This is a genomic window from Pseudomonas macauensis (assembly GCF_047902425.1).
Taxonomy (GTDB): domain Bacteria; phylum Pseudomonadota; class Gammaproteobacteria; order Pseudomonadales; family Pseudomonadaceae; genus Pseudomonas.
This window is the reverse complement of record NZ_CP138377.1, coordinates 2556917-2572355: the sequence shown is the minus strand read 5'-3', so window position 1 is coordinate 2572355 and position 15439 is coordinate 2556917. Positions and strand designations below refer to the sequence as shown.

At 63.6% G+C, this 15439-nt stretch carries 17 protein-coding genes and 1 pseudogene; 10 read left to right on the top strand and 8 right to left on the bottom strand.

Annotated elements, in window-relative coordinates; translation table 11 throughout:
- The first annotated feature begins 135 nt into the window (after positions 1-135).
- From SD196_RS12120 to SD196_RS12110, 3 genes are all read left to right on the top strand, one after another.
- Entirely contained in the window at positions 136-1092 is a 957-nt protein-coding gene (locus SD196_RS12120; RefSeq protein ID WP_331314815.1) for a fumarylacetoacetate hydrolase family protein, read from the top strand.
- Positions 1092-2993 (top strand): acyl-CoA synthetase, encoded by a 1902-nt coding sequence (locus SD196_RS12115; protein WP_416311522.1) that lies wholly within the window; start codon positions 1092-1094, stop codon positions 2991-2993. The genes SD196_RS12120 and SD196_RS12115 overlap by 1 nt, the downstream gene beginning before the upstream one ends.
- 163 nt (positions 2994-3156) lie before the next feature.
- Positions 3157-4476, top strand: coding sequence for an OmpP1/FadL family transporter (locus tag SD196_RS12110; RefSeq protein ID WP_331314812.1), 1320 nt, complete (start codon positions 3157-3159; stop codon positions 4474-4476).
- Between the two features lie 381 nt (positions 4477-4857).
- Here the strand turns inward: SD196_RS12110 and SD196_RS12105 are convergent, their stop codons facing one another.
- Positions 4858-5043: a hypothetical protein gene (locus SD196_RS12105; RefSeq protein ID WP_370599454.1), complete on the bottom strand. Its 186-nt coding sequence runs from the start codon at positions 5041-5043 to the stop codon at positions 4858-4860.
- An 88-nt stretch (positions 5044-5131) separates the two neighbouring features.
- Here SD196_RS12105 and SD196_RS12100 point away from each other — a divergent pair.
- The 6 genes and pseudogenes from SD196_RS12100 to SD196_RS12075 all read left to right on the top strand — a co-directional run.
- A pseudogene (locus SD196_RS12100) lies at positions 5132-5236 on the top strand (RidA family protein); the annotation flags it as partial.
- Between the two features lie 518 nt (positions 5237-5754).
- Positions 5755-6300: a chalcone isomerase family protein gene (locus tag SD196_RS12095; RefSeq protein ID WP_370599455.1), complete on the top strand. Its 546-nt coding sequence runs from the start codon at positions 5755-5757 to the stop codon at positions 6298-6300.
- Positions 6297-6851, top strand: a complete 555-nt coding sequence (locus SD196_RS12090) for a DUF3833 domain-containing protein (protein WP_416311521.1) — start codon at positions 6297-6299, stop codon at positions 6849-6851. The genes SD196_RS12095 and SD196_RS12090 overlap by 4 nt, the downstream gene beginning before the upstream one ends.
- A complete protein-coding gene (locus SD196_RS12085; protein WP_370599457.1) occupies positions 6848-7153 on the top strand; it encodes a DUF6482 family protein in 306 nt (101 codons plus the stop codon). The genes SD196_RS12090 and SD196_RS12085 overlap by 4 nt, the downstream gene beginning before the upstream one ends.
- The gene (locus SD196_RS12080; protein WP_370599458.1) at positions 7144-8691 is read left to right on the top strand and encodes a cryptochrome/photolyase family protein; all 1548 of its coding nucleotides are present in this window, start codon (positions 7144-7146) and stop codon (positions 8689-8691) included. The genes SD196_RS12085 and SD196_RS12080 overlap by 10 nt, the downstream gene beginning before the upstream one ends.
- Positions 8688-8843, top strand: coding sequence for a DUF2256 domain-containing protein (locus SD196_RS12075; protein ID WP_275607215.1), 156 nt, complete (start codon positions 8688-8690; stop codon positions 8841-8843). Before SD196_RS12080 ends, SD196_RS12075 begins: the two co-directional genes overlap by 4 nt.
- Here the strand turns inward: SD196_RS12075 and SD196_RS12070 are convergent.
- The 7 genes from SD196_RS12070 to SD196_RS12040 form a co-directional block, all read right to left on the bottom strand.
- Positions 8808-9299: a DUF2878 domain-containing protein gene (locus SD196_RS12070; RefSeq protein ID WP_416311520.1), complete on the bottom strand. Its 492-nt coding sequence runs from the start codon at positions 9297-9299 to the stop codon at positions 8808-8810. The two genes, SD196_RS12075 and SD196_RS12070, sit on opposite strands and share 36 nt — an antisense overlap.
- Positions 9299-10567, bottom strand: a complete 1269-nt coding sequence (locus SD196_RS12065) for a class I SAM-dependent methyltransferase (protein WP_370599459.1) — start codon at positions 10565-10567, stop codon at positions 9299-9301. The genes SD196_RS12070 and SD196_RS12065 overlap by 1 nt, the downstream gene beginning before the upstream one ends.
- Positions 10539-11354 (bottom strand): DUF1365 domain-containing protein, encoded by an 816-nt coding sequence (locus SD196_RS12060; protein WP_416311519.1) that lies wholly within the window; start codon positions 11352-11354, stop codon positions 10539-10541. Before SD196_RS12060 ends, SD196_RS12065 begins: the two co-directional genes overlap by 29 nt.
- A complete protein-coding gene (locus SD196_RS12055; protein ID WP_416311518.1) occupies positions 11351-12598 on the bottom strand; it encodes an NAD(P)/FAD-dependent oxidoreductase in 1248 nt (415 codons plus the stop codon). Before SD196_RS12055 ends, SD196_RS12060 begins: the two co-directional genes overlap by 4 nt.
- Positions 12599-12601: 3 nt before the next feature.
- Positions 12602-13357 carry an SDR family NAD(P)-dependent oxidoreductase gene (locus tag SD196_RS12050; RefSeq protein ID WP_331314792.1) on the bottom strand — a complete coding sequence of 252 codons (756 nt, stop codon included), beginning with the start codon at positions 13355-13357 and terminating at the stop codon, positions 12602-12604.
- Complete coding sequence (locus SD196_RS12045; RefSeq protein ID WP_275607221.1) at positions 13354-13776, bottom strand: nuclear transport factor 2 family protein; 423 nt, start codon at positions 13774-13776, stop codon at positions 13354-13356. Before SD196_RS12045 ends, SD196_RS12050 begins: the two co-directional genes overlap by 4 nt.
- Before the next feature lie 96 nt (positions 13777-13872).
- On the bottom strand, positions 13873-14343 hold the full coding sequence (locus tag SD196_RS12040) for a PAS domain-containing protein (RefSeq protein WP_331314789.1): 471 nt from the start codon (positions 14341-14343) through the stop codon (positions 13873-13875).
- 127 nt (positions 14344-14470) lie between these two features.
- Between SD196_RS12040 and SD196_RS12035 the strand changes: the two genes are divergently transcribed.
- Positions 14471-15364, top strand: a complete 894-nt coding sequence (locus tag SD196_RS12035) for a MerR family transcriptional regulator (RefSeq protein ID WP_416311517.1) — start codon at positions 14471-14473, stop codon at positions 15362-15364.
- The last annotated feature ends 75 nt before the right edge of the window (positions 15365-15439 follow it).

The following is a 15439-nucleotide window of genomic DNA, read 5'->3' as shown; positions in this document are numbered from 1 at the left end:
CGAGCGGCCCTCCGAGTCAGCGCCGCCCTGGCGGGCTGTGCGCTCATCGGCGGCCCGACCGAGTTCGCCGCATCCCCACAACAAAGCCCCCGAACCCGCGAATACGGGGCAAACGACGCTCCAGGAGTGCCTTCAATGCCAGCCGTACATGTCGTCCGCTTCGAACACCAGAACACCGTCCAATGGGGCGTGATCCGCCAGGGCCGCATCACGCCGATTCCCGGCGAATTCGCCACGACCGGCGATTTCATCCGCCAGAACAGCATCGAGGACCTGGATCTGCTCACGGGCAACGAGTTCGCCGAGAGCGAGGTGAAGGTGCTCTCCCCCGTGACCCGCAACCAGCAGTTCGTGTGCCAGGGCGCCAACTACCGCCAGCACATGATCGAGTCCGGCATGGACCCCGACGCGAAGAAATTCAACATGATCTTCACCAAGGCAACCAGTTGCCTGGTGGCGGCCGACAGCGACCTGATCAAGCCGCGCAACGTGCGCTTCCTGGACTACGAAATCGAGCTGGGCCTGGTGATGAAGCGCCCGATCAGCAGCGCCGTATCGGTCACCGAGAACAACCTGCACGAGTTCATCGCCGGCGTCGTCGTCGTCAACGACTACTCGGCCCGCGACATCCAGATTCCGCAGATGCAGTTCTACAAGGGCAAGAGTTTCCGCACCTTCGGCCCCGTCGGCCCGTACCTCTGCCTGCTGGGCGAAAAGGACATGCACTACCTCAAGGCCCTGCAACTGCGCCTGACGGTCAATGGCCAGGTCCGCCAGGACGACAGCACCGCCAACCTGGTCTACGGCCCCGCCGAAACCCTCACCGAACTCTCGACGGTCCAGGACCTGGATACAGGCGACCTGATCGCCACCGGCACGCCGGCCGGCTGCGCCCTGTCGATCCCCTCTCCCGCCAAGCAGCGCATCGCCGCCCTGATGCCCGAAGCTACCAAGTGGAAGCTGTTCCTCAAGGCGCAGGAAAGCCGGTCGCAATACCTGAAGGTCGGCGACGTCGTCGAAGCGCGCATTCGCAGTGCCGATGGCGTGATCGACCTGGGGGTTCAACGCAATCGCGTCGTGGGAGAAGCCTGATGACCGTGCAGACACTGGCCGACATCACGGGGCTCGAAAGCGTCCCGCTGGCGGATCGCCACCTGGCCCCGAGCACCTACGAAGCCCTGCGTCGTACCGCCGAAAGCATTCCCGAAGCGCCGGCGTTGAGCTTCTTCCCCCAGGCTTCGGACTTCAGACACACCTTCGACTGGAACTACGCGCAGCTCTTCGCGGAAATCACCCGCGCGGCGAACGCCTTCCACGACCTAGGCATAGTGCCCGGGGAGGTGCTCGCCTTCCTCCTGCCCAACCTGCCGGAGACCCACTTCACCATCTGGGGCGGCGAGGCGGCCGGGATAGTCATGGCGATCAACCCCCTGCTCGAGGCCAGGCAGATCGCCAGCCTGCTGCAGTCGGCCAACGCCTCCGTCGTGGTGACGCTGGCGCCCACGCCCGGCAGCGATTCCTGGGCCAGGCTGGCCACGCAACTCGGCGACCTGCCAGCGGTGCGGCATGTCGTCTGGGTGAGCATGGAAGCCTACGTCGGCGAGCCGCAGCGCACCGCGCTCCGGGCCCTGGCAGAAAGGGAGCGAGCGCAGCACAGCGGTGTCTCCATTCATGACCTGCGCACGTTGATGGACGCCCAACCCGGAACCCATCTCAAGAGTGGCCGGCAGATTCGTCCCGACGAGCGCTCCTCCTACTTCTGCACCGGCGGCACCACGGGCATGCCCAAGATCGCCGCACGCACGCATGGCTCTGAAGTCTTCAACGCCTGGGCCATGGCAGCCCATCTGCAACCGCGCAGCAGTAGCCAGGTGATCTTCTGCGGCCTTCCGCTCTTCCACGTCAATGGCCAGCTGGTCACCGGGCTGATGCCCTGGGCCCTGGGCGATCACGTGATTCTCGGCACGGCGCAGGGCTACCGCGACCCCGAGGTCATTCCCCATTTCTGGGAAATAGTCGAGCACTTCGGAATCAACTTCTTCTCCGGCGTGCCAACCGTCTACTCGGCTCTGCTCAGATTCGACCCATCGACCCGCGACCTGTCGAGCCTTCGATACGCACTCTGCGGCGCCGCGCCGATGCCCGTGGAACTGTTTCGCGAATTCGAGCAGCGAACCGGCGTGCGTCTACTCGAAGGATACGGCCTGACCGAAGGGGCCTGTGTCTCCTCGGTGAACCCGCCCGATGGCGAGCGGCGTATCGGCTCCATCGGCATACGCCTGGCCTACCAGGACATGCGCGCGGTGATCCTGGGCGCAACCGGCGAATACGAGCGCGACGCCCATACCGACGAGGTCGGCGTCATCGCCATTTGCGGCCCGAATCTGTTCGCGGGCTATCTGGATGAAAGCCATAACCAGGGACTCTGGATCGAAATCGCAGGCCGACGCTGGCTCAACACCGGCGACCTGGGACGCCAGGACGCCGAGGGCTACTTCTGGCTGACCGGCCGCAAGAAGGAGTTGATCATCCGCGGCGGCCACAACATCGACCCGAAGCAGATCGAGGAAGTGCTGCAAGCCCACCCGGCCGTCGCGCTGGCCGCGGCGATCGGCAGCCCGGATGCCTATTCCGGCGAGATTCCGGTGGCCTACGTGCAATTGAAGCCAGGTCAGTCCTGCAGCGGCGACGAACTCCTGGCATTCGCCAGCGAGAACATCAGCGAGCGCGCCGCCGTGCCCAAACGCGTCGAAGTCTTGAATGAACTGCCACTGACGGCAGTGGGCAAGATATTCAAACCCGGCCTGCAACAACGGGAAGTCGTCTGCGTCGTCAAACGGGAAATTGCAAACCTGGGACTTCCGGACATTCCGGTAGAAGCCGTGCAGGACAACAAGCGCGGGCTGCTCGTGAACATTCACGCAGGAACGTACCAGCAGACACTGGCGCCGGTGCTGGGACGATACAGCCTGCAGATTCAATGGCGTGAGTGAAGCCAACTTACTTCGATAGATCGCAAGAGCACCGGCTATCGGTGCCATTCCAAGCCAGGTAACGGAAAACCACCCCAAGGGATCCTGACATATGCGCAGGCGGGCGGAGCTTTGCCTGCTGTTCACGCCTGCGCAATCCAACAAAAACAACAAGAGGTGAAAGATGCATCAGAAGCATTGCGTGAACCCTGAAGAATCCCTTCATCAACAGAGTTCGGGTTGGTTCAAGCTGGCCGTTAGCGCCGCATTGATCGGTAGTTCGACAACGGCACTCGCCAATGGCCTTACGCTCAACGAACAAAGCGCCAGCTCCGCAGGCACGGCCTATGCGGGAAGATCATCGTCCGCCCTGGATTCAAGCACGATATACGGAAACCCGGCCGGGCTGACCAAGTTGCGGCGCAGCGAGGTGAGCGGCGGCGCCGCTATTCTCGCGGTCAGTGACGATATCAGCGACGTCAAAAGCAATGCGTCGGGGACGAACAAGGGCGACTCCGTACCGACGGCGGTCATTCCCTTCGGCTACTGGTCGACACCCATCGATGAGCGCCTTTCGGTGGGACTCGGATTCTATGTGCCCTTCGGCCTCGTCAATGATTACGAAAGTAGCTTCCAGGGGCGCTACTTCGGTTCTTACAGCAAGACCCAGATCATCACCCTGCAACCGACGATTGCCTATCGCATAAACGAGCACCTATCGATCGGCGGCGGCCCGACCCTCAATCGCTTCGACGCAAAACTTCAGAACAATCTGGCCACCGGCAACCTGAACAACGGCAAGGAGACCCTGGTCACGATCAAGGGAGACGATACGGCGATTGGTTACAACATCGGCTTCCTGGTCGATTTCAATGAAACCACGCGTTGGGGCGTCACCTACCACTCCAAGGTCAGTTATAAATTAAAAGGCCATACGGAAGTCTCCGACTCGCCCGACTTTCTATCGTTGAACGGGAAATACAGCGCAACCGTAGACCTCGATACGCCGGAATCGCTGGACACCTCCATCACCCATCACTTCAACGATCGCTGGACCGGCTACCTGGGCACGACCTGGACACGCTGGAGCCGCCTGGGCAAATTCGAGGCCGTCAACTGCAACGTCTCCCCGATTGGCCAAGCCGCCGGCCTGGGACGCGTCGGTGAACAGCTGAACTGGCACGACACCTGGTCGACAGCAGTCGGCGCCTCTTATGAATTGAATCCCCAGTGGCTGCTGCGCGCGGGTTTCGCCTACGACCCCGCACCGGTTCGCAACGCCGACCGGAGCGTGCGCATCCCCGTCGCCAACCGCAAGTCCGTGACCCTGGGCGCCGCCTATTCGCCGAACACCGACATGACGATCGACCTTGCCTACGGTTACCTGTGGGACTCCGAGGCCTCGGTCAATCAATCGAGCGACTCCGGTCTTCAACCGGCGTACAGCGCCAAGTTCAATAGCAGCGCGAACGGGCTGGCCGTGCAGTTGACCTATCGCTACTGATCCGACGGATCGCGGGCTCCGAACGTCGCCGTCCCCTGGCAGGGACCGCGCGCCCGAGCCCGCCAAGCAGCCCCGGCAACAGCGATTAATCCGCGTTGTCGGAACGTGCCCTGACCCGCAGCCGGTGGTCATCAATTGGCTGTCGGCAGAAACCAGCGTTGCGTTGCGCGAATAATCAGTATCGTCTGCCGCGCCAAGCTCGACCTCTCATTACGGGCTGCTTCGGCTCTGCTACTGCAGCCAGACCCATTCAAGATCAGTTGGAAAATGGGGTTTCAGCATCCAATTAGGCCAGCCTATGAACAGACCTTTTCCTTGCCCCCGACTGCGTTCTACGTCGGCCAGGCGACTGGCAGAAAACGGCCAGGAGCGGGCACTCCGTCATTCCGAGTTCAGGAGCAGTTCACCTTGTCGTAGGTGACACAAGCCCTCGCTCGTTGTGGAAAGGCTGAGTGTGCTGTTGCGCCGCAGCGCATGCCAGCAGCGTCGCTTGGCGAGCATCACGCTTAGCGTCACGAGCAGCGTGAGCCCAAGACGCAGATCGCGGGTCAGTGCAGCGATAGTCATGTCGGAAGTCGTGAGCACGCGGTGAATCCAAATCGCGGGTAATGTCTATGGTTCACCTCTGGCAGGCGAACCATAGTGCGGTGCGCTCGATGCCTGGGTACCGGCCGGCCACGCACCGGCGCGCGCTTGTGGCGAAGCCAAGCTGGCCGACCCGAGCCTGCTGGTCGAAGTCATCGCCTGCGCGGCGCGCTGACCGGACTGGGCTGTCCGATCAATGGCGTCCACCGCCCCAGCCACTGGCCGTGCTCGCCGCTGGGCAGCTTGCCGGCAAGTAATTCCGGCAGCCCCGCGTGGACAAGAACAATAGGTTGCCCGTCACTGCTCAGGAAACTGAATCGCTACGCTTGCCTTCGGCGCTTTTTCTAGGGGGGTGGCTTGGTTCGTCCGCGCACGGCAGCAACGGTCCGGCAGCAGCCGCTCACCAGAGTCGGGAGTCGGCCGGAAACGACTCCTTCGGATCAAACCGGAAAGGCAGGCGTTGTCTGGGCACGACTGACACCTCTCAAGAAAGGAACCAGGTTCAATTTCGCACCCGCATACCGGTTCGCCGCGAATAAAGCGATCCAGGTGAGTCTCGCAACCGAATGTCACCCACTGCCAAGCTCCACGCAGAGTGTCTCAGTGGCCTGTGAAGAACCATGCCTCGTCAATAATCTGTACATTTCAATATTTTTGTACAAGTATTAGCAAAACAGACGATGAGCTGCCCCCATGCGCCAGTCACTTCTCTCGCGTGCAATTGTCCTGAGCATGGCGCTGTGGTGTGGCATCTGGAGCGCACCTGGATGCGCGGAATGGCAGCAGGATCTGCCAGGCGCGGTGCAGATCGGGCAAGGGCAGTTCACCTGGTTCGGCGTTCCGGTCTATCACGCGAGCCTCTGGAGTACGGCCAAGCCGGCCGGATGGGAACACCCCTTCGCGCTGGAACTGGTCTATCGGCGAGACCTGTCGCGGGACACGCTGGTGCAAAGCAGCATCGATGAAATGCGCCGTCTGGGTACCAACGACGAGGACCTGCTGACACGCTGGGCCGGCGAGATGCGCAGGGCCTTCGTCGATGTGCGCGCCGGACAAAGGATCACCGGTGTCTACCGGCCGGGCCAGGGCTGCAGCTTCTACATCGATGGAGCGTTTCGGCACGCGGTGGCTGATAGCGCATTCGCCCGGGCCTTCTTTTCGATCTGGCTGGACCGGCGTACGCGCAATCCTGAACTGCGCCGGGAGTTGCTGGGCCTGAACGGAGTGGATGAACCATGAATCTGAACTTCCGCTTGCTCCTGCTTTCGTGCGCCCTCCTGCTGGGCAGTTGCGGCAACGTCGGGGTCGAGAGATATGCCGCGCAGCGTCCCGTGCTGGACCTGCCAGTATTCTTCTCCGGCCCGGTGCAGGCCTGGGGCATTTTCCAGAAGCCTTCCGGCGAAGTAGTCAAGCGTTTCAAGGTGGATATCACCAGCCGCCGTGAGGGCGAGCGGCTGATCCTCGACGAGCGCTTCCTGTATAGCGATGGCACCCGCCAGCAGCGGGTCTGGACCTTGACGCCAGAAGGACACGGACGCTGGCGGGGGCGCGCCGCCGATGTCGTCGGCGACGCGTCCGGGGAAATCGCCGGCAATGCCCTGCGCTGGCGCTATCGCCTGAACCTGGAGGTGGATGGCCGGACCTGGGAGGTGAGCTTCGACGACTGGATGTACCTCATGGACGAAGACACCCTGATCAATCGCTCGAGCATGAGCAAGTTGGGCTTCGAGCTCGGCCAGGTGACGCTGTTCTTCCGCCGCCAGGCTGACGCACCGGGGAGCATCGAATGACGTTGCAGGAACTCCATGAGGCCGCGGCGGCCGGTCGGGTCGAAGGCCTCGACGTCGTATCCCTGGAAGGCGGCTTTTACATCGTCCAGGTGCGTCAGGCCAACGGCCTGAAACGACTCTGCGACGAAAGCGGACAGGTACTGCACCTGCGCTCCACTACCCAGGTCCGCACCTTGCTGGCCGGGCTTGGACCGCTCCCCTGCGAACTGATCCAGCACTGTGTCCACGACGAGATGGGTGCCGCCCGAGAAACGAGCGTACAGCCCCTGCGCATCCCGCTCTCCCTGGAGCCATGGTCGTGACGCACAAGACACGGCGGCTGGGGCTGCTGCTGGGCGACCAGCTCAGCTTCGATCTGTCGCTGTTCGATGCCCTGGACCCAGCCTTGGACGCGATCCTCATGGCGGAGGTGAATGAGGAGGCACGCTACGTGCCCCATCACCCGCAGAAGATCGTGCTGATCTTCAGCGCCATGCGCCACTTCGCCCAGGCATTGCGGGAGTGCGGCTGGCGAGTGATCTACACCAGGCTGGACGATGCCGACAACAGCGGCAGCATCGCCGGCGAAGTGCTCCGTTGGCATGCCATCCTGGGTGAACCGGCCGTGCACTTCACCGAATGCGGCGAGTGGCGGCTGGAGCAGGCGCTGCGTCAGTGCGGAATACCGCTGACCTGGCATGAAGATCGCCGTTTTCTCTGCTCCCGAGCCGAGTTCGTCCACTGGGCGGGTGATCGCCAGACGCTGCGCATGGAACACTTCTACCGTGAGATGCGCCGGCGCACCGGACTGCTGATGGAGCCCGACGGCCAACCCGTGGGCGGGCACTGGAACCTTGACGCCGACAACCGCAAACCCCTGCCCCGAGGCATGGCAGGGCCGTTCGCAGCCCGCTTCGGCCAGGACGCCATCACCCGCGAAGTGATGACGCTGGTAGCCGAACATTTCAGCAACCATTACGGTCGCCTCGACCGCTTCGACTACCCGGTGACTCACGGGCAAGCCCAGGAACTCTGGCAGCACTTTCTGGCGTTCGCCTTGCCGGCGTTCGGCGACTATCAGGACGCCATGGCCGAGGGCGAGCCCTATCTCTTCCACGCGCGCATCAGCGCCGCGCTGAACATCGGTTTGCTCGACGTTCGCCAACTCGCGACGGACGTCGAAGACGCCTATCGCCAAGGCCAAGCCCCGCTCAACGCGGCGGAGGGATTCATCCGCCAGCTGATTGGTTGGCGCGAATACGTCCGCGGCATCTACTGGTTGCGCATGCCGGATTACGCGGCGCTCAACGGCTTCGGCAATCACCGGCCGTTGCCCGAGTTCTACTGGACCGGCAAAACGGACATGCGCTGCATGGCCCAGGCGATCAGCCAGACCCTGGAGCTGGGCTACGCGCACCACATCCAGCGGCTGATGGTCACCGGCAACTTCGCCCTGCTGGCTGGCATCGCGCCGGCGGCCATCTGCGACTGGTACCTGGCGGTCTACCTGGACGCCTTCGACTGGGTCGAATTGCCGAACACCCTTGGCATGGTGATGCACGCCGACGGGGGCTACCTCGGATCGAAACCCTACTGCGCGAGCGGCCGCTACATCCAGCGGATGTCCGATCACTGTGGCGCCTGCCGCTACCGGGTGGACAAAGCCACGGAAGACGACGCATGCCCGTTCAATGCGCTCTACTGGCATTTCCTCATGCGGCATCGCGACCAGCTCGGCCGAAACCCTCGCCTGGCCATGCCATACCGTAACCTGCAGCGCATGGGCGATGAACGCTGCCTCGCCCTCTGGCAACGCGGTGAGGCGCTGCTGGGACGCCTGGATGCGGAGTTGCCGCTATGAAGAAAGGCCATCTGCCGGAAAAGACCTGCGCGGTCTGCGGCCGCCCCTTCACATGGCGGCGACGCTGGGCACGATGCTGGAATGACGTTCGCTATTGCTCCGAGCGCTGCCGGCGCTCACCAGCGAAGCGCCAGCTTCAGCATCAGGGGTAGCCAGACGGCCCAGACCAGCGCCAATACCATCGCCGTGGCGCCGCTGCCCCAGGGCAGGCCGACGCCGGTCAGCGAGGCGCCACCCCAGTAGGCCAGCGGCCCACCGGCCGCGCCCAACAGGACTCCCCGCCACACGGGGCTCGCGGCCCATGCAAGGCAGTGCCGTAGACCGCTGGCGAACACCAGCCAGAGCAACGCCAGCCATGCCGGCAGGATTTCGCCGTGAAAATCGAACAGGCCGAGCACACCCAACAGCACATCCAGCACACAACCGGCCACGCCAACCGTGAGGATTGCCAGGCACTCCCCTGCCCTTTGCCGGCACAGCCAGAGATGCGCAATCAGCCCGGCCGCCACCGCCGCAAGCAAGGCGACATGTTGCGTACCCAGCACGCACCCCCACCACCCCAGCTGTAGCCACAGGGCATTGCCAATCAGCCAGCCGCGGCGGGACATCAGGCTTCCAGGTGATCCACCAGGGCCGCCTTGCGCGCTGCCGGCCCCGCCCAGAGCAGGTGCGCCACGCCAATGGCACGCTCTTCGAAGCCGCCCTGGCAGTAGCACAGGTAGAACTCCCACAGGCGCTGAAAATGCTCGTCGTACCCCAGCTCCAGCAGCTCGGCACGCGACTGACGCAGGTTCTCGCGCCAATGCCGCAGCGTGCGGGCGTAGTCGGCGGCGAAGTCTTCGAGCTGCACGAGGCTGAGCCGCGTGTGGTTCGTGGCAGTCTGCAACAGTACGGTGATCGATGGCAGCGCACCGCCGGGGAAGATGTAGCGCTGGATGAAGTCTACCGAGCGACGAGCCTGCTCGTAGCGCTGGTCGCGGATGGTGATGGCCTGCAGCAGCATCAGCCCGTCGTCCTTGAGCAGCGCCGCGCAGCAACGGAAGTACTCGGGCAGGTAGCGATGGCCCACGGCCTCGATCATTTCGATGGAGACCAGCTTGTCGAAGCGCCCGCGCAGGTCGCGATAGTCCTGAAGTAGGAGTGTGACGCGATCCTCCAGGCCGCAATGACGGATTCGTCGCTCGGCGCAGGCGAACTGTTCCCGGGAAAGCGTCGTCGTCGTCACGCGGCAGCCGTAATGCGTCGCGGCGTAGAGCGCCAGGCTGCCCCAGCCGGTACCGATTTCCAGCAGGTGGTCTTCTGGCCGCAGGTCCAGCTTGCGGCAGATGACATCGAGCTTTTGCAGTTGCGCCTGTTCGAGACTCTGCTCGGGACTGGAGAACATCGCCGAGGAGTACATCAGGGTGGGGTCGAGCAGGCGCTCGAACAGGTCATTGCCCAGGTCGTAATGGGCCATGATGTTGCGCTGCGAACCGCGCCGGCTGTTACGGTTCAGCCAGTGCAGCAGCCTGAGCGCCGGGCGCCCCAGCCTGGCCAGCCCGCCCTCCAGCGCATCGAGTGCGTCGAGATTGGCGACGAACAGGCGGGTCACCGCCGCCAGGTCCGGACTGCTCCAGTAGCCCTGGATGTAGGCCTCGCCAGCACCGATCGAACCGTTGCAGGCGACCATGCCCCATACCGCCTCGTGCCGCACATCGATCACCGCTCGCAACGGACTGAGCCGGTCACCGAAATCCAGCACGGTTTCCCCATGACGCACCTGCAACCATCCCTGGCGCAACAGCCGCAGCCGCCCCATGACTACCTGGCGCAGCAGGCTTCCCGCCAGCGGGGCCGTGATTCCGGCCTTACCGGCGCTCAGTGTGGGGTCGGTCATGGTCGGACTCCTTCTGTACGATGTGCCCGACACTCAGGCAGACGTCGCTTGCCTGGTGGTCATGCACGGGGATGCGTTTGAGCAGCAGGCGCAAGGCCTGCCAGTAGATGGCGGTGACGGTGCGCAGGCTCATCCAGGGGAAAGCCAGCAGATGACGACGTAGCGCGGCGGCGTCGAGTGTCTGGCGTTGCAGGTCGAGGCTGGCCTGGAACATCAATCGCTCCTCATGCCAGTTCTCCATGTGCACGTGCACACGCGACTCCTTGATCAGGAAGCGCATGCGGTATTGCATGTGCCGGGGCAGGAAGGGGGACACGTGAAACGCCTTCGCCACCGTGAACTCCTGCGGTGCGCCGGACGCCACGGCAAACACGTAGTGGAAGCGCTCCCGCCAGGGCGTGTTGCGCACCTCGCAAAGAATGGCGGCCAGACGGCCATCGGCGTCATGACAGAAATAGAAGCTGACCGGGTTGAACCACAGCCCCCAACTGCGCAGTTGGGTCAGCAACTCGATTCGCCCCGTGGGCGCTTCGCCCAGAGCGTCGCGCAACAGACAACGTACCGCCTCCACCAGCGGCAGCCCCTGGCTCGTCCATGCCGGCAGATAATCGCGTTCACCCCAGCTCAGCGGCGCGAACCGGTTAGCCCGCAGCAAAGGCGAGAGCTGCAGCAACTGCGACTGTTCTGCCAGGTCCAGCAGGATCATGCCGACCGGATAGCGAAAGGCGTGCAGCCGCGGCAGCACCCGCCGGTGGCTGACCCAACCACGGCACAGGCTGCTGTTCATAGCCGCTCTCCAAAGTGATCGGCCACTTCCAGTGCGCTGACCACGCCGTCCTCGTGGAAGCCGTTGCCCCAGTAGGCACCGCAGAAGTAGCTGTGGTGACGCCCTTGCAACTCGGCGCGGCGCGCCTGTGCCGCCACGCCCGCCAGGCTGAACTGGGGATGGGCATAGTCGAAGCGCGCCAGCACCTTGGAGGGATCGATCTGCTCACTCTGGTTCAGACTCACACAGAAGGTCACCGGCGCGTCGATGCCCTGCAGAATGTTCATGTCGTAGGTCAGCGCGGCCGGCGCCTGCGTCGGCCCGCCGAGCCGGTAGTTCCAGCTCGCCCAGGCAAGACGTCGCCTGGGCAGCAGGCGCGTGTCGGTATGCAGGACGACCTCGTTGCTGGCGTAAGTCAGTGCGCCGAGCACATCGCACTCTTGCGGCGTAGGGGAATCCAGCAGGCCCAGGGCCTGGTCGCTGTGACAGGCGAACACCACCTTGTCGAAACGTTCGCAGCCGGCGGCACTGAGAATCTCCACCCCCTGCCCGTCCCGCTTGACCCGTTGCACCGGGCACGACAGCCGAATGCTCTGGCGAAAGCTCGCGCTCAAGGGTGCTACGTAGCTCCGTGACCCGCCTTCCACCACCCGCCACTGAGGCCGCTCGCTGACGGAAAGCAAACCGTGATTGGCGAAGAAGCGCACGAAGAACTGCAGCGGGAAATCCAGCATGCGCTCCGGCGACATCGACCAGATGGCGGCGCCCATGGGCACGATGTAGTGATCGACGAAGCGGGCGCCGTAGCCATCGGCTCGCAGATAGTCGCCCAGCGTCAACGACGCGGGAATGCGTTGCTCGGCCAGATCCTCGAGGGCCGTGCGATTGAATCGCAGAATATCCCGCAGCATTCCCCAGAAGCCCGGGGACAGCAGATTGCGCCGCTGGGCGAACAGCGTGTTCAGGTCATGGCCGTTGTACTCCAGCCCGCTGGCCGGATCGTGCACCGAGAAGCTCATCTGCGTAGGCCGAGAGGCAACGCCCAGGTGCTCCATCAGCTGGATGAAACGCGGATAGGTCCAATCGTTGTAGACAATGAACCCGGTATCCACGGCGTAACGCCGCCCCTGCCAGTCGACATCGACCGTGTGGGTATGCCCGCCGATCCAGTCGGCAGCTTCGAAGACGGTCAGCTCGTGCTGACGAGCCAGCAGGTAGGCGCAGGTCAGCCCGGAGATGCCGCTGCCAATGATCGCAATGCGCATGGTTCAGGCCTCCGCCGGCGGACGCGCCAACCGACGCCCCAGGGCTAGGCGCCAGCGTGCCGGCAGCCGGCCCAGCAGCTTCAGCGCCAGAACGAAGGCAAACGGGAAGACAATCTCCAGGGGACGGGAATCCAGCCTCGACACGATATGTTTGGCGGCACGCCGGGCTGGCCACAGCATCGGCATGGGAAAATCATTACGTCGTGTCAGCGGTGTGTCGACGAAACCAGGGCTGACCAGGGTGAGGTCGATACCCTCCTCTGCCAGATCGATCCGCAACGACTCCACCAGGTACCGCAAGGCCGCCTTGGAGGCACCGTAGGCACCGGCACGCGGCAGGGCCAACCAGGTCACTGCACTGCCGATGATCACCAGATGCGGGCGCTGGCAGTGGCGTAGCAAAGGCAACGCAGCCTCGATGCAATTCGCCGTGCCGATGAGATTGGTCGTGACCACGCGCTGCACCAAGGCGGCGCTGAAGAGCCCAGGTTCCAGGTATTCGCAGGTTCCGGCATTGAAGATGACGCGGTCCAGAACGCCCCATGCCTGCTCGATGGAGCGGCTTGCCACGGCGACCTGATCCGCGTCCGAGACATCCGCGGTGACTATCAGCACCTGCCCCGGATAGCGTTGCGCCAAGGTCTCGAGCGATTCCGCCCGGCGCGCCGTCAGCGCCAGATGGTGACCGTCCGCGAGCAACCGATCAGCCATGGCCGCGCCCAAGCCGCTGCTGGCTCCGGTCAGCCAGATGCGGCTCATGCCAGCCTCCGCTTGAGCCAGCCGATGACACCGCCCAATACCGGCAGATGCTCGTAAAGCAGTGCTCCAGCGTCGAAATAATCCCGGTGGTAATCGACCCGCTCGCTCCATCGCAGAAAGCTGCAGCCATCCAGGGCGATCAGCCCGCCGCCGGCCAGCCTCGCGTGGCGAAAGTGCAAGGTCCAGCGCAGGTACCCGCTGCCCTGCGCGACTTCGTCAAAACCATGGAAGTCGTAGCGCAGTTCGCGAACATTGACGTAAATCGATTCGAAATAGCGGCGAAGCTCGGCGAGCCCTTCCACCTGGTGCAGAGGATCCTGGAAGCACACATCCTGGCTATAAAGCTCATCCAGCCGGTGCAGGCTCGTGGCATCCAGCGTGGCGAAACGTTCGGCGAAGGGCCGCAGGAACGAAGACATGGGAAGCTCCGATAATTTCTGTACAGATTAAAAATTCTGTACAGGTATAATCGAAGCCTACGGCAAAAATTGTACAAATCAAGGGATCTTGTACAGTTATTTTGGTGCGGAATTGTTCCTTCCCAGGTCGGCGGTAGCCAATTGACGCTTGAGCTCGGCCACCTCAGCCTCCAGTTGCCTGACTCGTTCCAGCGCCGCGACCTCAGTACTGACATCGCGCTGGATGCCGATGAAATAGGTGAGGTGATCCGCCTCGTTGCGCACCGGCGTGATGGAGAGTTCGTTCCAGAACGGCGTGCCATCCTTGCGGAAGTTGCGCAGCACTTCGCGGCAGGGCTGGCCACTGCTTATTGCTTCGCGGATGGCCGCCAGCCCTGGTTGCTGACGCTCGGCTCCCTGGAGGAAGCGGCAATCGCGGTAGAGAATGTCGTCCACGGCATAGCCGGTCAGGCGCTCGAAGGCGCGATTGGCATAGATCAGGATGCTGTCATCACCCTCCTGCTCCGCCACCACGACACCGTCGTTGGAGGCTTCGACCATCAATTGCAGCAGCTTGGCGTTGATCATGGCGGCGTTCCCGTCCGGATTGGAATCATCCGCCTAGGGTAGTCGGCGAGCTTCGCGATGCCCAGCGCGGCCATGAGCGCCGGCGCTGGTTTACAATCTCCGCACCTTCGCCTCCGCTGGCCGCGCCATGAACGACATTCTCGAAACCGACCTGCTGCCCATGCGTGAGATCGTGCGCCTCACCGGCGTCAATCCGGTGACCCTGCGCGCCTGGGAGCGACGCTATGGTCTGGTTAACCCGATACGCACCGAGGGAGGCCACCGCCTTTATACCCGCAGCGACCTGCAGACCATCCAGGACATCCTGCTCTGGTCTGGCCGGGGTATGGCGGTCGGCAAGATCGGCGAGCTCCTCGCCAAATCCAAGCGCCAGGAACCGGAGCAGGCCGGCGACGAACTCCTGCAATGGCGCGAAGCCTTCGAGCGGGCCAGTGCGGCGTTCGACCTGGACGCGCTCGATCGTCTCTACGGCCAAGCCTACAGCCTCTATCCGCTCCTGACCCTGCTGGAGGACATCCTCCTGCCACTGTGGCGCTCCCTCCTGACGCTCAATGCCTTTGGCGCGCGCAGCCAATGGCTGTTTCTCGATGCCTTCCTGCGCGCCCGCGTCCTCATGCGCTTGCAGATGAACCGTCCCAGCGAAGCCTGCGTCCTACTGTCGGACGCCACGGGAAACCTCCGGGAGTTCGAGTTGCTGGCGACGGGACTTCTGCTCAGCGACGATGGAATCCAGGTTCAAACCCTTTCACCGGGCGCGCCGCTGGAGGAATTGCCACTGCTCTGCCAGGCGATCCAGCCGGCTGCCCTGGTGCTCCTGGCCCATGTCGCGCTAGCCGGTGAAGGGCTCAAACGCCTCGAGCGCCTGCAACTGGCGATTGACTGCCCGCTGGCGGTGACCGGCGAGGCTGCACAGCAGATATCGAGCGCGCTGTGCGATGTCCCCCTCGCCGATCTCGGCAGCAGCCCGGCCAGTGCTCGGCAGCGCCTGCGCGCTTTGGTGCAGGGAAAATTGCAGCTCTGAGTCGCCGCCTCTGAATCGCGCGAACCGCAGGCGAATCGGGTGAAGGTCGATACTCACCTGTGTCTTCGAACCAGC

Coding starts and splice junctions, on each gene's coding strand:
- SD196_RS12120 (WP_331314815.1), top strand. CDS start 136: ATGCCAGCCGTACATGTCGTCCGCTTCGAACACCAGAACACCGTCCAA.
- SD196_RS12115 (WP_416311522.1), top strand. CDS start 1,092: ATGACCGTGCAGACACTGGCCGACATCACGGGGCTCGAAAGCGTCCCG.
- SD196_RS12110 (WP_331314812.1), top strand. CDS start 3,157: ATGCATCAGAAGCATTGCGTGAACCCTGAAGAATCCCTTCATCAACAG.
- SD196_RS12105 (WP_370599454.1), bottom strand. CDS start 5,043: ATGACTATCGCTGCACTGACCCGCGATCTGCGTCTTGGGCTCACGCTG.
- SD196_RS12095 (WP_370599455.1), top strand. CDS start 5,755: ATGCGCCAGTCACTTCTCTCGCGTGCAATTGTCCTGAGCATGGCGCTG.
- SD196_RS12090 (WP_416311521.1), top strand. CDS start 6,297: ATGAATCTGAACTTCCGCTTGCTCCTGCTTTCGTGCGCCCTCCTGCTG.
- SD196_RS12085 (WP_370599457.1), top strand. CDS start 6,848: ATGACGTTGCAGGAACTCCATGAGGCCGCGGCGGCCGGTCGGGTCGAA.
- SD196_RS12080 (WP_370599458.1), top strand. CDS start 7,144: ATGGTCGTGACGCACAAGACACGGCGGCTGGGGCTGCTGCTGGGCGAC.
- SD196_RS12075 (WP_275607215.1), top strand. CDS start 8,688: ATGAAGAAAGGCCATCTGCCGGAAAAGACCTGCGCGGTCTGCGGCCGC.
- SD196_RS12070 (WP_416311520.1), bottom strand. CDS start 9,299: ATGTCCCGCCGCGGCTGGCTGATTGGCAATGCCCTGTGGCTACAGCTG.
- SD196_RS12065 (WP_370599459.1), bottom strand. CDS start 10,567: ATGACCGACCCCACACTGAGCGCCGGTAAGGCCGGAATCACGGCCCCG.
- SD196_RS12060 (WP_416311519.1), bottom strand. CDS start 11,354: ATGAACAGCAGCCTGTGCCGTGGTTGGGTCAGCCACCGGCGGGTGCTG.
- SD196_RS12055 (WP_416311518.1), bottom strand. CDS start 12,598: ATGCGCATTGCGATCATTGGCAGCGGCATCTCCGGGCTGACCTGCGCC.
- SD196_RS12050 (WP_331314792.1), bottom strand. CDS start 13,357: ATGAGCCGCATCTGGCTGACCGGAGCCAGCAGCGGCTTGGGCGCGGCC.
- SD196_RS12045 (WP_275607221.1), bottom strand. CDS start 13,776: ATGTCTTCGTTCCTGCGGCCCTTCGCCGAACGTTTCGCCACGCTGGAT.
- SD196_RS12040 (WP_331314789.1), bottom strand. CDS start 14,343: ATGATCAACGCCAAGCTGCTGCAATTGATGGTCGAAGCCTCCAACGAC.
- SD196_RS12035 (WP_416311517.1), top strand. CDS start 14,471: ATGAACGACATTCTCGAAACCGACCTGCTGCCCATGCGTGAGATCGTG.